Origin of the sequence: Saccharopolyspora dendranthemae (assembly GCF_007829955.1) — a bacterium.
Lineage (GTDB): Bacteria > Actinomycetota > Actinomycetes > Mycobacteriales > Pseudonocardiaceae > Saccharopolyspora > Saccharopolyspora dendranthemae.
On record NZ_VIWX01000001.1, the window covers coordinates 1,441,726 to 1,457,392 of the forward strand.

The 15,667-nt window shown below is 70.4% G+C and carries 8 protein-coding genes; 4 read left to right on the forward strand and 4 right to left on the reverse strand.

Going from position 1 to position 15,667, the window contains the following annotated elements:
• Nucleotides 1–90 precede the first annotated feature (90 nt).
• Nucleotides 91–2,457: a LuxR C-terminal-related transcriptional regulator gene (locus FHU35_RS06505; protein ID WP_145737438.1), complete on the forward strand. Its 2,367-nt coding sequence runs from the start codon at nt 91–93 to the stop codon at nt 2,455–2,457.
• 129 nt (nt 2,458–2,586) lie between these two features.
• Entirely contained in the window at nt 2,587–3,408 is an 822-nt protein-coding gene (locus FHU35_RS06510) for a transglycosylase SLT domain-containing protein (RefSeq protein ID WP_246110097.1), read from the forward strand.
• 410 nt (nt 3,409–3,818) lie between these two features.
• Here the strand turns inward: FHU35_RS06510 and FHU35_RS06515 are convergent, their stop codons facing one another.
• On the reverse strand, nt 3,819–4,511 hold the full coding sequence (locus FHU35_RS06515) for a FadR/GntR family transcriptional regulator (RefSeq protein WP_145737439.1): 693 nt from the start codon (nt 4,509–4,511) through the stop codon (nt 3,819–3,821).
• 167 nt (nt 4,512–4,678) lie between these two features.
• On the opposite strand from FHU35_RS06515, the gene FHU35_RS06520 reads away from it, so the two are divergent.
• Nucleotides 4,679–6,067 (forward strand): GntT/GntP/DsdX family permease, encoded by a 1,389-nt coding sequence (locus tag FHU35_RS06520; RefSeq protein WP_145737440.1) that lies wholly within the window; start codon nt 4,679–4,681, stop codon nt 6,065–6,067.
• 231 nt (nt 6,068–6,298) lie between these two features.
• Nucleotides 6,299–8,593: a HelD family protein gene (locus FHU35_RS06530; RefSeq protein WP_145737441.1), complete on the forward strand. Its 2,295-nt coding sequence runs from the start codon at nt 6,299–6,301 to the stop codon at nt 8,591–8,593.
• Nucleotides 8,594–8,596: 3 nt separating this feature from the next.
• On the opposite strand, the gene FHU35_RS06535 is transcribed toward FHU35_RS06530, so the two are convergent.
• From FHU35_RS06535 to gltB, 3 genes are all read right to left on the reverse strand, one after another.
• Nucleotides 8,597–9,100, reverse strand: a complete 504-nt coding sequence (locus tag FHU35_RS06535) for a hypothetical protein (RefSeq protein ID WP_145737442.1) — start codon at nt 9,098–9,100, stop codon at nt 8,597–8,599.
• A 211-nt stretch (nt 9,101–9,311) separates the two neighbouring features.
• Nucleotides 9,312–10,814: a glutamate synthase subunit beta gene (locus FHU35_RS06540; RefSeq protein ID WP_145737443.1), complete on the reverse strand. Its 1,503-nt coding sequence runs from the start codon at nt 10,812–10,814 to the stop codon at nt 9,312–9,314.
• Entirely contained in the window at nt 10,807–15,357 is a 4,551-nt protein-coding gene (gltB, locus tag FHU35_RS06545; protein ID WP_145737444.1) for a glutamate synthase large subunit, read from the reverse strand. The genes FHU35_RS06540 and gltB overlap by 8 nt, the downstream gene beginning before the upstream one ends.
• Between the last annotated feature and the right edge of the window lie 310 nt (nt 15,358–15,667).

Genomic DNA, 15,667 nt, shown 5'->3' on the forward strand with positions numbered 1-15,667 from the left:
CTGATCTTCGAAGTCCACTCGACCGGGTGGCGGCTGCGGCCGGACCAAGATCCCAGGTCAGCGGGCGGTTCGCGAGCTAAGCTCGCATGCGTGGTCTCCACTGCCAAGGCCCGCGTGCGTGAATCGGCGGGCAACCTCCCGGCCGACGTGACGAGCTTCGTCGGCCGGCGTCGTGAGATCACCCTCACCAAGCGACTGTTCTCCGAGTCGCGCGTGGTCACCCTCACCGGGCCCGGCGGAGTGGGCAAGACCCGGCTGGCCGTGCGCGTGGCCTCCAACATGCGCCGCTCGTTCCGCGACAAGGCCTGGTTCGTGGAGCTGGAGAACCTCGACGACGGCGCGCTGGTGCTCGACGCCGTCATCGAGCAGCTCGGACTCGGCGGCCCGTCCGCCGCCGCGAGCCTGGAGACGATCGTCGACCAGCTCAAGAACCGCGAGATGCTGCTGGTCCTGGACAACTGCGAGCACGTGATCGAGGACGTCGCGCTGCTGGTCGACGCGATCATGCGCTGGTGCCCCGGCGTCCGCGTGCTGGCCACCAGCAGGCAGTCGCTGGGCGTGGCGGGCGAGTCCACCGTCGTCGTGCCGCCGATGCAGGTGCCCGATCTCGACCACCTGCCGCCCGCCGAGGCCTACGAGCAGTTCGCCTCGGTCCGGCTGTTCGTCGACCGCGCCAAGGCCGCCGTTCCGGAGTTCGAGGTCACCGCCGACAACGCCGAGGCGCTGATGCGGCTGTGCCACCACCTCGACGGGAACCCGCTGGCCATAGAGCTGGCGGCGGTGCGCCTGCGGTCGCTGTCGCTGCAGCAGCTGGAGGAGCGCCTCGCCGAGCGGTACGACCTGCTCACCGAGGGCCGTCGCGGCGCTCCCGCACGCCAGCAGACGCTGCGGGCGCTGATCGACTGGAGCTACGAGTTGCTCGACGAGCGCGACCGGCGGGCGTGGGCCCGGATGTCGGTGTTCTCCGGCAGCTTCGACCTCGCCGCCGCCGAGCACGTCGCGGGCGACGGCAAGGGCGTCGACATCCTCACCGCCGTGCACTCGCTGGTCGACAAGTCCGTGCTGATGCGCGAGGAGGACGGCGGCGAGGTCCGCTACCGGCTGACCCACACGCTGCGCGAGTACGGCATGGACAAGCTCGCCGCGTACGGCGAGGTCGACCTCGTGCGAGGCCGGCACTGCAGCTTCTTCGCGGAGCTCAGCGCGCGGTTCGCCGCCGAGTGGATCGGCCCCGACCAGCCCGCGTGGGTGCAGCGGTTGCGGCACGAGCAGGACAACCTGCGGATGGCCCTGAAACACGCCTCCGAGGGCACCGACACCGGGGGCACGGCGCTGCGGCTGGTCACCGACCTCTGGCAGTACTGGGGGATCCGCGGCCTGAACACCGAGGCCCGCCACTGGCTGGACGAGGCCCTGGAGAGCACCCCTCGCGACCTGCCCGAACGCGCCAAGGCGCTGCGGGTCAGCGCGTGGTTCGCGCTGCTGCAGGGCGATCTGGAGAAGGTGCAGCCCGCGCTGGAGCGCGCGACCGTCCTCGCCACCCAGCGCGGTGACGAGATCGAGCGCGCCTACCTGACGCTGCTGCACGGGCTGATCGCGTTCTTCCAGAACGACCAGCGGCGCGGTGCCGAACTGGCCGGCGGGGCGCTGGAGCAGTTCCGACGGCACGAGGAGCTGGCCGGTGAGCTGTGGTCGCTGCACGCGCTCGGCCTGATCAACGGCGTGGGCGCCGATCCCGACGCGGGGTTGCGGCTGCTCGCCGAGTGCATCCAGCTGTCCACCGAGCACGGCGAGCTGTACTGGCGCTCCTACGCGCAGTGGGCGACGGCGCAGGTGCAGATGCTGCGCGACCGCGCCGACCGGGCGGAGAACTCGGTGAAGGAGGCGCTGCGGCTGCAGCGCAGGCTCGACAACCGGCTGGGCAGCGCGTTCAGCCTGGACACGCTCGCCTGGATCGCGCACCGGCAGCAGCGGTTCGAGCGCGCTGCCCGGTTGCTGGGCACGTCCTCGGCGCTGTGGGACGCGGTGCGCTCGGCCCCCGGGTACTGGGCCCGGTTCGCCGGTGATCACGACCAGCACCTGATGCAGATCCGCACGGCGCTGGGGCCGGAGTCCTTCGACGAGCAGTACGAGCGCGGCCGGGAGATGTCCCTGACGCACGCGGTGGACTACGCGCTGGAGATCAAGCAGAGCGGCAAGCGCTCGTCCTCCGGTTCGGAGTCCGAGGACAACGTCCACCCGATGCCGCTGACCCGCCGCGAGCGCCAGATCGCCGATCTGGTCAGCCAGGGGCGCACCAACAAGGACATCGCCGAGAACCTGGTGATCGCTCAGCGGACCGTCGAAGGCCACGTGCAGAACATCCTGACCAAGCTCGACTTCACCTCCCGCGCGCAGATCGCGGGGTGGGTCGCGGGCCAGCGAACGGGTGACGGAGCCGACAGCGAAGCCCTGTAACGTTCTTGCCTACTATCACATTGGGTAGTTAAAAACGTTCTTCGAACTGCCCGAATAGCCCAATCTAGGTAGTCGACCCCGTAGAAACCACCATGCACGGTGACTCTCCGTTCCGGAGTCTGGGTTCTCGTGACCCCCGACGACACGAAGAACCCCGACCAGATCACCCCCGACACCCCGCAGGATCAGCAGACCGGCCGGCACCGTTGGGAGAGGACGGTGCCCTTCGGCAACCGACTGCGCGCGACCTTCCTCGGCGAGTCCGGCGACCGCTCGCACCGCGTCGCCCCCAAGATGCGCTCGCTGCAGATCGGCACCGCCGTGGCGGCCTTCGGCGTGCTCGGCGTGTTCACCGCCGGAGCCGGCGGCGAGGACGTCGCCACCCAGAGCGCGCCGGTCCACCAGGCCGCCGAGGTCGCCCCGCTGGCCGCAGCCCCCGCGGCGCAGCACCCCGTTCCCGCCCCCGCTCCGATCGTCCAGCCCCAGGCCGCGCCCGCCCCCGTCGCGCAGCCCGCACCGGTCGACCTGCCCGCACCGCTCGCCGAGTCCGTCCCGGCTCCCGCAGCCGTGCCGGCACCGGAGGAGAAGCCCAAGGACCAGGTCGACGCCTGGATCAAGGAAGCGATCAAGGTTCTGGAGCGCCACGGCGTCTCCCGCGACCAGATCGACTCCGAGGCCATCCGGACGATCATCATGAAGGAGTCCAACGGCAACCCGAGCGCCACGAACAACTGGGACTCCAACGCCGCGGCCGGCACCCCGTCGATCGGTCTGATGCAGACCATCGAGCCGACCTTCCAGTCGTTCGCCGTTCCGGGCCACCAGAACATCTACGACCCGGTCGACAACATCGTCGCCGCCACCCGCTACTCGATCGACCGCTACGGCTCCGTCGCCGACGTGCCGGGCGTCTCGGGCCTGCGTTCCGGAGGCAGCTACCAGGGCTACTGATCCCGGGGTTGCTGATCCCGACCCGGCGAATCCCCCGCGACCGCTCCCCCGAGGTCGCGGGGGATTCGTGCGTCCGGCACTCCCGCCGCCGCACCAGGTCCCAGTTTTAGTCCAAACTGAGCCATGATCATGCCCGAAATGTCGGCTCAGTTAGGACTAAAACTGGGACCTGCCTGGGCGGCAGCCGTTGCTTCAGGCGTGGGACTAAGCCCGCACCGCGGTGCCTTCCCCTGTGGGGATTTCTTACCCGCTGTCTGGCGAGTACGCCGCGACGCCGATGTCCACCCCCGGGGTAAGCGGAAGACATCAGGAGTGGCGCACGGAGTCCAGGCGGCGTGTGAGGTTCCGCTACCCGCACCGCCACGCAAAGTGATTCTGCAATGATCCCTAAAACTGGGAGTGGGTGACGCTCAGGGCTCCAGGCCCTCGAGGGTGCCTTCGAGTGCTTCGGCGACGAGTTCGCGCATGGCCCACTCGGCGCGAACCTTGTCGCCCGCGCGGATGCACTCGGCGATCTCGCAGTGCAGGCGGACCGCGACCGCACGCGGGTGGATCGGCATCAGGCCCTGCCCGGCGCGCCAGCGCAGCAGCTCCTCGACGACCTCGTGGAGCTGGGCGAACAGCTCGTTGCCGGAGGCGCTGAGGATCAACCGGTGGAACTCGACGTCGGCGTCCATGAACGCGTCGAGATCGCCCGCGCGCGAGGTGGCCACCATCCGCTCGGCGAGCGTGACCAGGCGGGCGGCGTGCTCGTCCGCCGCGCGGTCGGCGGCGGCCGCGGCGGCGACCGGCTCGACGGCGGTGCGCAGCTCGGCGAGGGTCTTGAGCTCGGCCGAGCGGTCGGCGGCCAGCCTCCAGCGGATCAGCATCGGGTCGAAGCTGTTCCACTCCTCGCGCGGGCGCACCACGATGCCGACCCGCTTGCGGCCCACGACCAGCCGGATGGAGCCGAGCGTGCGCACCACTTCGCGGGCGACGCTGCGCGAGATCCCGAACCGGTCCTCCAGCTGCTCGATGCGCAGCACGCTGCCGGGCGCGTGGGTGCCCGCGGCGATCTCCCGCCCGAGCACTTCCAGCACCTTGCCGTGCAGCCCGCCGCTCATCCGACACGCTCCTTCACCGGTGAAAACGCGTTCGACCAGTGCCCGAGAGTAGGCGGCGACCCCGGGTGACGGGCGTAACAGTCATACTTAATCGGTAAGGAAGAGCTAAAAGTCATACTTATTGCTTAGGCTGTGGCGCGCACCAGCTGCTCAACGAGGAGCCCCCCATGCTTTCCAGCCTTCCCGCCCCGCTCACCCAGGCAGCGGCCTGGACGGCGCACGACACCCGCCTGCTGAGCGCCGCGGTCGCCGGCATCGCGGTGATCGTGCTGCTGATCAGCTGGGCGAAGCTTCATCCCTTCCTCTCCCTCGCCATCGGCGCGACCACCCTCGGCGTGGTCGCGGGGATGCCCTTCGCCGACCTCGTGGACACCTTCACCAAGGGCCTGGGCGAGACCGTCGGCGACGTCGGACTGCTCGTCGCGCTGGGCGCGATGCTCGGCAAGCTGCTCACCGACACCGGCGGCGCCGACCGGGTGGTCGAGACGGTGATGCGCCGGACCACGAGCAAGACCTTGCCGTGGGCGATGGTGTTCATCGCCGCGCTGCTGGGTCTGCCGATGTTCTTCGAGGTCGGCGTCGTGCTGCTGGTCCCGGTGGTGGTCATGGTCGCCGCCCGGACCGAGCAGCCGATGCTGCGGATCGGCATCCCCGCGCTGGCCGGTCTGTCGATCCTGCACGGACTCGTCCCGCCGCACCCCGGCCCGCTGGCCGCCGTCGACGCGCTGCACGTCGACCTCGGGATCACGCTGGCGCTGGGCATCGTGGTGGCGATCCCGACCGCGATCGTGGCCGGCCCGCTGTTCGGCTCCTACATCTCCCGGCGCGTCGACCTGCCGCCCGCCACCCAGCTCCTGGGCAAGACCCCGGAGAAGGAGGAGCACCCGCACCGGCCGAGCTTCGTCGCCGCCGTGGCGATGCTGCTGCTGCCGGTCGTGCTGATGCTGTGCAAGTCGGTCGCCGACCTGACCCTGCCCGAGGACTCGCTCGGGTACACGGTCCTGGACACCATCGGCACGCCGGTCGTGGCGATGATGCTGACGGTCCTGATCGCGATCGTGGTGCTGGGCCGCGGCGCCCGGTTCTCCCGCAACCAGCTCTCCGACGTCGTCGGCGGCTCGCTGCCCGCCATCGCCGGGATCATCCTGATCGTCGGTGCCGGTGGCGGTTTCAAGGAGACGCTGGTCGAATCCGGCGTGAACAACACGATCACCGGTCTGGCTACCGGTGCCAGCCTCTCGCCGCTGGTGCTGGGCTGGCTGATCGCCGTCGGCATCCGCGTCGCGACGGGTTCGGCGACGGTGGCCACGATCTCGGCCGCCGGGATGGTCGCCCCGATGGTGATGGGTCTGCCACCCGCGCAGGGCGCGCTGGTCGCGCTGGCCATCGGCTCCGGCTCGCTGTTCCTCTCGCACGTCAACGACGCCGGGTTCTGGCTGGTCAAGGAGTACTTCGGGATGACCGTCGGCCAGACCCTCAAGACGTGGTCGGCGATGGAGACCCTCCTCTCGGTCGTCTCCTTCGTCGTGATCCTCGGAATCTCCGCAGTCGTCTGACGACTGCCACCCAGGTGAACCCCCTGCGGCCCCGTCCCCCGGGCCAGGGGGTTCACCGCTCTCCGCCCCCTGCACGGCACCCGCGCCCGGGTGTGCGATTCCCGCTGAAATCCGTGCGCCGTGCCGGCACCGGCGCGCGACTGGACGCCCGGGCTCCGGAGGCGCGGTATATTGGCAGGTCGGGCCATGAAGGCCCGGTTGTCTTGTCCGCGCCTGGTTTGAGGTGGCGAATTGTCCGACGCCCGAGTTGATCGGGAAACCGTCCGTGCCGAGGAGATCGCGGCCGAGCAGCGCTACCTGAACGTGCTGTACGGCAAGCTCGACGATCTGAGAGCGGAGACCACCCAGCGGCTCAAGGACACGCTGCGCGACAGCGGCGGCCCGCCGCAGGCCCGCACCGAGCGCGACATCTCCACCCGGATGTACACCGACAAGCTGACCCAGCTCAGCGCGGTGGAACACGGGATGTGCTTCGGTCGCCTGGATCTCGACGGCGGTGAGACCTTCCACGTCGGCAGGCTCGGCCTGTTCGACGAGGACAACGAGTACGAGCCGCTGCTGCTGGACTGGCGCGCACCGGCGGCTCGCCCGTTCTACCTGGCCACCGCCGCCGCTCGCGACGACGTGCAGCGGCGCAGGCACCTCAAGACCAGCTGGCGCAAGGTCCTCGACTACGAGGACGAGATCCTCGATCTCGACGCGGCCGAGCAGGGCAGCGATCTCGGCTTGGCGGGAGAGGCGACGCTGCTGGCGCGGCTCGACGCCCGGCGCACCGGTGAGATGCAGGACATCGTCTCCACGATCCAGGCCGAGCAGGACCGCATCATCCGCGCGGGCATGAACGGCGTGCTGGTAGTGCAGGGCGGACCGGGTACCGGCAAGACCGCCGTCGCGCTGCACCGCGCGGCCTACCTGCTCTACACGTTCCGCGAGCAGCTCTCCAAGCGCGGCGTCCTGGTGGTGGGGCCGAACCCGACGTTCCTGCGCTACATCGGCCAGGTGCTGCCGTCGCTGGGCGAGACCGGAGTATTGCTGTCCACTGTGGGCAGTCTCTACCCCGGGATCGTCGCGACCGGAACCGAATCCGCGCGCACCGCCGAGATCAAGGGGCGGCAGAGCATGACCGACGTGCTCACCGCCGCGGTCCGGGACCGGCAGCAGGTGCCGCGCGACGGCGTCGAGGTCACCTTCGACCGCGAGCCGCTCCACCTGCGCCGCAAGGACGCCACCGCCGCGCGCACCCGCGCCCGCCGGACCCGCCGCCCGCACAACCTGGCCCGCAGGGTCTTCCAGGACGAGATGTTCCGCGCGCTGACCCTGCAGGTCGCCGACCGGCTCGGCCGGGAGCTGCTGGACCGGCGCGATCTGGACGAGATCAACACCGAGCTGCGGGCCGAGCCCGCCGTGACCGCCGCTCTCGACGAGCTGTGGCCGGAGATGGGCCCGCAGGTGCTGCTCGACGAGCTGCTCAGCTCGCCGGACCGGCTGGCCACGGCCACGGCGAAGCCCCTCGACGACGACGAGCGCGACGCCCTGCTGCGCCCGGCGGGCACGCCGTGGACCCCGGCCGACGTGCCACTGCTGGACGAGCTGGCCGAGCTGCTCGGCGAGGACGACGCGCAGCAGCGGGCCGACCGCGAGCGCCAGGAGCGCGAAGAACTCGCCTACGCGCAGGGCGTTCTGCACATCATGGAGCAGGACGAGGAGATCGCCGACGAGGAGCGGCTCCGGGTCTCCGACGTGCTCGACGCCGAGCTGCTGGCCGAGCGGTTCCGCACCAGCAGCGATCTGACCGCCGCCGAACGCGCCGCCGAGGACCGGACCTGGACCTTCGGGCACGTCATCGTCGACGAGGCCCAGGAGCTCTCGGAGATGGCGTGGCGAGTGCTGATGCGCCGCTGCCCGAGCCGGTCGATGACGCTGGTCGGCGACGTGGCGCAAACGGGCGCGCCGGCCGGCGCGAGGTCGTGGGACGAGGTGCTCAGCCCGTACGTGCAGGACCGCTGGAACCTGGCGGAGCTGACGGTCAACTACCGGACCCCGACCGAGATCATGGACGTGGCCGCCGAGGTTCTGTCCGACATGGACACGGATCTGGAGCCGCCGCAGTCGGTCCGCAGCACCGGAAACCTGCCGTGGGCGCAGCAGATCTCGCGCGAGGACCTGGTCTCCGAGCTCCCGCACGCGGTTTCGGACGAGCTCGCCGAGGTTCCCGAGGGGCGGCTGGCGGTGCTGATGCCGCCCGACCTGCTCGCCGAGATCGGGCCGGGCCTGGCCGAGGCGCTGCCGGACGCGGTGATCGGCACGAGGTCCGACGACCTCGAATCCCCTGCGGTGCTGCTGACGATCGACGAGGCCAAGGGCCTGGAGTTCGACGCCGTGCTGCTGGTCCAGCCGGAGGAGGTGTTCGCGGCCTCCGACCGGGGCCTCAACGACCTCTACGTGGCCCTGACCCGGGCCACCCAGCGCCTCGGCATCGTCCACTCCGGCGACCTTCCCGCCACCCTGGCCCGCTCCTTCGAGTGAGCCTCAGCGCAGCACCGGCGCCGCGTAGTGCTGCAGCGCCTGCGTGACCTGCTCGGCGCTCTCGCGGAGGGCCCCGAGCGCGATCAGCCGGTACCCGGTCCACCCGTCGTTCTGGAACGCCCACTCCGGCGGCACGCCCGGGTTGAACCCGCCGTGGGTCCACACCACCAGGTAATCGGCGGTGCTGCGCGGATCCTTCGGCGTGGGCAGCTGCGTCACCGAGACGGCGGCGACGTACTGCCAGCCCAGCTCCACCTTCACCCGGTCCGCGGAGTGGTGGATCAGGATCCCGCGCTCGTCGATCCGCATCGTCAGCGACCGCAGCAGGTTCTTGACGAGCTTGACCAGCCCGACCACGACAGCGACCGGTGCCAGGACCAGGAAGTACGGGATGCGCACCCCCGTCTCCCCGGTCACCGCCTCGACGAACACGTAAATCCCGCCGCAGCCCAGCGCGATCCACACGAACGCACCCAGCAACCCGGTCAAGCTCTTCCGGAAGTCCACGCTCTCTCCCCATCCATTGTGGACACTCATCAGGGCTCTCGAAGCCCGACGGGGAATGCTAGAGATCAACGACCGCGCGCGAGGCCGCTTCACCGGAACAACCTCGTGAACTACCCCACTCGACCCCGAGCAACAGGACGAACACCCCACACCGGACGACGAAACCCCGGCAATCGCACGAGGATTGCCGGGGTTTCGCGTGATGGTCGCCTCAGACCGCGAGCGGGAGCGCGGTGGGGTGGACCGGGGACGGGAGCTCGGAGGTTCCCATCAGGTGGCTGTCCACCGCGTGCGCGACCGAGCGGCCCTCGGCGATGGCCCAGACGACCAGCGACGCGCCGCGGTGGGCGTCACCGCAGACGAACACGTCCGGGGCGGTGGTCTCCCAGTTCGAGCCCGAACCGATCGTGCCGCGCGGGGTGAGCTCGATGCCCAGGCCGTCCAGCAGCGGCATGTGCTCGACGCCCTCGAAACCGATGGCCAGGAGCGCCAGGTCGCAGGGCAGCTCCTCGACCTCGTCGGAGACCGGAACCACCTGGCGGCGGCCGTTCTCGTCGCGGCGGACCTCGACGTGGCGCAGCCGCACCGCGCGGACGTTGCCGTCCTCGTCGCCCGCGAAGGACTCGATGGACACGGCGAACTTCCGCTCACCGGCCTCCTCGTGCGCCGGGTAGGTGCGCAAGATGTACGGCCAGGTCGGCCACGGCGAGCGCTCGTCGTCGCGCTCAGTGGGCGGCTGCGGGTAGTTGTCCAGCTGCGTCACCGACAACGCGCCCTGACGGGTCGCGGTCCCGTAGCAGTCGGCACCGGTGTCACCACCACCGAGGATGATGACGTGCTTGCCCTCGGCGGAGATCGGCGACGGGCCGTCGCCCTCGACCTCCTTGTTGGCCGGGACCAGGTGCTCCATCGCCAGGTGCACACCGCCGAGCTCGCGGCCCGGGACGGTGGTGTCGTCGCGCCCGCGCAGCGCGCCGACCGCCAGCACCACGGCGTCGTAGCCGGCGCGCAGGTCCGCCACGGTCAGGTCCGCGCCGACCTCGCACCCGGTGATGAATCGCGTGCCCTCGTCGCGCATCTGCACGAGACGCCGGTCCAGGACTGACTTCTCCATCTTGAACTCGGGGATCCCGTAGCGCAGCAGCCCGCCGATGCGGTCGTCGCGCTCGTAGACGGTCACCTCGTGGCCCGCTCGGGTCAGCTGCTGCGCGGCGGCCAGGCCGGCCGGTCCGGAACCGACCACGGCGACCCGCTTGCCGGTGCGCTCCTCGGAGAGCTGCGGCGGGACGTTGCCGTTCTCCCAGCTGACCTCGGCGATGGTCTCCTCGACCCGCTTGATCGCCACCGCACCTCCGGCCTCCGGCGAGATCGCCAGCACGCAACCGGCTTCGCACGGCGCCGGGCACAACTTGCCGGTGAACTCCGGGAAGTTGTTGGTCGCGTGCAGGCGGTCCCCGGCCATCTCCCACTGGCCTCGGCGGACCATGTTGTTCCACTCCGGGATGAGGTTGCCCAGCGGGCAGCCCGCCGAACCCGAGTGACAGAAGGGGATTCCGCAGTCCATGCACCGCGCCGCCTGCGTGGCGACCTGCTCGTTGCGGTCCTCGGTGGACAGCGCGGCGTAGACCTCGCGCCAGTCGCCCAGCCGCTCGTCGGTCGGGCGCTTGGGAGCGTTGGTCCGCGCGTGCTTCAGAAAGCCCTTGGGGTCAGCCACGGGAAGCCTCCATGATCGCCTCGTTCACGTCCCTGCCCTCGACCTTGGCCATCCGCATGGCGTCCAGGACTCGCTGGAAGTCGCGCGGCATCACCTTGGTGAAGGCCGCCGAACGACGCCGCCAGTCACCCAGCAGCGACGCGGCCACGGCCGACCCCGTCAGCTCGTGGTGCCGGTGCACGACCTCGTGCAACCACTTGAGCTCCTTGGCGCTCAGCGGTTTGAGATCCACCATCGCGGTGTTCACCCGCACCGGGTCCAGGTCCAGCACGTAGGCGATGCCGCCGGACATGCCGGCCCCGACGTTGCGGCCCGTGCCGCCCAGCACGACCGCCCGGCCGCCGGTCATGTACTCGAAGGCGTGGTCGCCCACCCCCTCGCAGACCAGCTGCGCACCGGAGTTGCGGACGGCGAAGCGCTCACCGACCTGGCCGCGCAGGTAGATCTCACCGCCGGTCGCGCCGTAGCCGATGACGTTGCCGGCGATGACCTGGTCCTCGGCTCGGAACGCCGACCGCGGGTCGGGACGGACCACGATCCGCCCGCCGGAGAGGCCCTTGCCGACGTAGTCGTTGGCGTCGCCGACCATGTCCAGCGTGATGCCGGAAGGCAGGAAGGCGCCCAGCGACTGCCCGGCCGAGCCCTCCAGCTCGACGTGGATGGTGTCCTCCGGCAGCCCGTCACCGCCGAAGCGGCGGGACACCTCCGCGCCGAGCAGGGTTCCGACGGTGCGGTTGACGTTGCGCACCGGCAGCTGCAGACGCACCGGTCGCGCGTCCTCCAGCGCCGCCTCGGCGAGCTGGATCAGCGTGCGGTCCAGCGCCCGGTCGAGACCGTGGTCCTGCTCGCGGACCCGGCGGCGCACCGGCGAGTAGGGGGTCCGCGGTTCGGTGAACACCGGTTCCAGGTCCAGACCCCGGGACTTCCAGTGCTGCACGGCCTCGTCGCGGCGCAGCGCCGAGACCTGGCCGATGGCCTCGTCCAGCGTCCGGAAACCCAGCTGCGCCAGGTGTTCCCGCACCTCCTGGGCGATGAACTCGAAGAAGTTCACCACGTGCTCGACCTGACCGGTGAAACGCTTGCGCAGGTCCGGGTTCTGGGTCGCGACGCCGACCGGGCAGGTGTCGAGGTGGCAGACCCGCATCATGATGCAGCCCTCCACCACCAGCGGAGCGGTGGCGAAGCCGTACTCCTCGGCACCCAGCAGCGCGGCGACCACGACGTCGCGGCCGGTCTTGAAACCACCGTCACACTGCACCGTGATCCGGTCGCGCAGGCCGTTGAGCAGCAGCGTCTGCTGCGTTTCGGCGAGCCCGACCTCCCACGGCGTCCCCGCGTGCTTGAGCGAGGTCAGGGGCGCGGCACCGGTGCCGCCGTCGTGGCCGGAGATGAGCACGACGTCGGCGTGCGCTTTGGACACGCCCGCCGCGACCGTGCCGACGCCGACCTCGCTGACCAGCTTGACGTGCACGCGGGCCTGCTCGTTGGCGTTCTTGAGGTCGTGGATCAGCTGCGCCAGGTCCTCGATCGAGTAGATGTCGTGGTGCGGCGGCGGCGAGATCAGCCCGACGCCCGGCGTGGAGTGCCGCGTCTTGGCGATCCACGGGTACACCTTGTGCGCGGGCAGCTGACCGCCCTCACCGGGCTTGGCACCCTGGGCCATCTTGATCTGGATGTCGCTGGCGTTGACCAGGTATTCGCTGGTCACGCCGAAACGACCGGAGGCCACCTGCTTGACCGCCGAGCGCCGTTCCGGGTCGTGGAGCCGGTCGACGTCCTCGCCGCCCTCACCCGAGTTGGACTTGCCGCCGATGCGGTTCATCGCGATCGCCAAGACCTCGTGGGCCTCGGCGGAGATCGCGCCGTAGCTCATCGCACCGGTGGAGAACCGCTTCATGATCGCCGAAGCCGGTTCGACCTCGTCGACGTCGATCGGCTCGCGGCCGCTGTCGAACCCGAACAGCCCGCGCAGCGTCCCGCCCTCGGCGGCGAGCCGGTCGCATTCCGAGGTGTACTCGCGGAACTTGTCGTACTGACCGGTCTTCGTCGAGTGCTGCAGCAGGAACACGGTTTCCGGGGTGAACAGGTGGAGTTCGCCCTCACGGCGGTAGGAGTAGTCGCCGCCGATCTCCAGCTTCCGGTGCACCCGCTCGGTCGGGTTGTCCGGGTAGGCGCTGCGGTGCCGCTGCGCGACCTCCTCGGCCAGCTCGTCCAGGCCGACTCCGCCGAGCTTGGAGGTGGTGCCCAGGAAGTAGGACTCCACGATGTCCTTCGACAGGCCGACCGCCTCGAAGACCTGCGCGGCGGTGTAGGCGCCGACGGTGGAGATGCCCATCTTGGACATCACCTTCAGCACCCCCTTGACCAGGGCCTGCACGTAGTTCCGGACGGCGATCTTCGGTCGCACGCCGGAGATCTGGCCGGTCGCGACCATGTCCTCGATGGCCTCGAAGGCGAGGTACGGGTTGACCGCCGCCGCGCCGTAGCCCAGCAGCGCGGCGACGTGGTGCACCTCGCGGGCGTCGCCGGACTCCACCACGAGGGCGACGCGCAGCCGCTCCTTGGTCTGGATCAGGTACTGGTGCACGGCCGACACCAGCAGCAGCGACGGGATCGGCGCGAGCCGGTGATCGGAGTCGCGGTCGGAGAGCACCAGCACCCGCGCACCACCGGCGATGGCATCGGACGCCTCGGCCCGGACCCGCTCGATGGCCTCGGCGAGCGCCTGCCCACCACCGTCCACTTCGTACAGACCGGAGATCACCGACGTGGCGAACCCGGGCAGGTCGCCGTCGTCGTTGATGTGGATGAGCTTGGCCAGCTCGTCGTTGTCGATCACCGGGTTGGGCAGCACGACGTGCCTGCACGACGCCGCGGACGGGGTCAGCACGTTCTGCTCCGGCCCCATGATCCGCGCCACCGAGGTGACGATCTCCTCGCGGATGGCATCCAGCGGCGGGTTCGTGACCTGCGCGAACTGCTGCACGAAGTAGTCGTAGAGCATCCGCGAGCGCTGCGACAGCGGAGCCGGCGGGGTGTCCGCGCCCATCGACCCCAGCGGCTCGGCGCCGCCGGTGGCCATCGGGGCGAGCAGCAGGCTCAGCTCCTCCTCGGTGTAACCGAAGGACAGCTCGCGGCGCACCACCGACTCGTGGGTGCTGACCACGTGCTCGCGGTCGGCGAGCTCGTCGAGGTTGAGCAGCCCGGCGTGCAGCCACTCGTCGTAGGCGTGCTCGGAGGCCAGCTCGGTCTTGAACTCCTCGTCGTCGACGATGCGGCCCTGCTCGGTGTCGATCAGGAACATCCGGCCCGGCTGCAAGCGCCCCTTCGCCACCACGTCGGAGGGCTCCACGCCCAGGACGCCGGACTCGCTGGCCAGCACCACGCGGTCGTCGGAGGTCCGCCACCAGCGGGCCGGGCGCAGTCCGTTGCGGTCCAGCACCGCGCCGACCAGCGCGCCATCGGTGAAGGTGACGCACGCCGGGCCGTCCCACGGCTCCATCAGGCTGGCGTGGAACTGGTAGAACGCCTTGCGCTTGGGGTCCATCTCGGCGTGGTTCTCCCACGCCTCCGGGATCATCATCAGCACCGCGTGCGGGAGGGATCGGCCGCCGAGGTGCAGCAGCTCCAGGACCTCGTCGAAGGACGCCGAGTCGGACGCGTCGTCGGCGCAGATCGGGTACAGCCGCGACAGCTCCCCCGGGATGAGGTCGGAGTCCAGCAGCGCCTCGCGAGCCCGCATCCGGTTGCGGTTGCCGCGAATCGTGTTGATCTCGCCGTTGTGCGCCACGTAGCGGAACGGGTGCGCCAGCGGCCACGACGGGAAGGTGTTGGTGGAGAACCGGCTGTGCACCAGCGCGATGGCGCTGGCCAGCCGCTCGTCGGTGAGGTCGGGGAAGAACGCGGGCAGCTGCCCGGTGGTGAGCATGCCCTTGTAGACGAACGTGCGACCCGACAGCGACGGGAAGTACAGCTCCAGGTCCTCCGCCGCCGCGTCCCGCTCGGCGCGTTTGCGCAGGCAGAAGGCCAGCCGGTCCAGCGCCAGGCCCGACTCGCCGTCCTTCCCGGCCACCATCAGGGTCGCGAAGTGCGGCATGCACTCGCGTGCCGTGGTACCCACGTCCGCGCCGTCCGGCGTGGTGGGCACGTCCCGCCACCCCAGGACCTCCAGGGCCTCCTCCGCCGCGATCCGCTCGACCAGGGCCACCACGCGCTCGCGCTGCCCGGCGTCGGCGGGCAGGAACGCCATCCCGGCGGCGTAGCGGCTCGAACCATCGGCCGCGGGTTCGGGCAGGGCGACGCCCGCCGTGGCGCGCAGCAGCTCGTCGGGCAGCTGCAGCAGGATGCCGGCGCCGTCACCGCTGGTGGGCTCGGCGCCCGCGGCACCGCGGTGCTCCAGGTTCGCCAGGGCGGTCAGCGCATCGGCGACGATGCCGTGCGAACGCCGACCGCGGACGTCGGCGACCATGGCCACACCGCAGGAGTCCTGCTCGGCTGCAGGGTCGTACAAACCCCGTGCCGCTGGGATCGCAGAGAAGACCACTGCGCAGCCCTCCTCGTCATACTCGTGCGTGAAAGTCGGCGGTCGGCCGTTGACCTGACTTCTTCGACTTCTGGGCACGGGACGGCTTTGGCCCGCAGCTGAAAGATCCGGTTCTGCCGTGAAAATGAGGTCGGGCGCGCTCGCCCGTTCGCTGTAACCGGAGCGTTGAGCAAACTTTACAGCCGGGACACCCGGAAGCACCAACACGAAACGTGATGCCGACCATCTTGTTGTTGCGCCTGTCGCTGACTGCTCGTCGGCGAATTGGCTGCTCAGAGGCACCACCGAGACCACGGCGTCACGTCGCGGG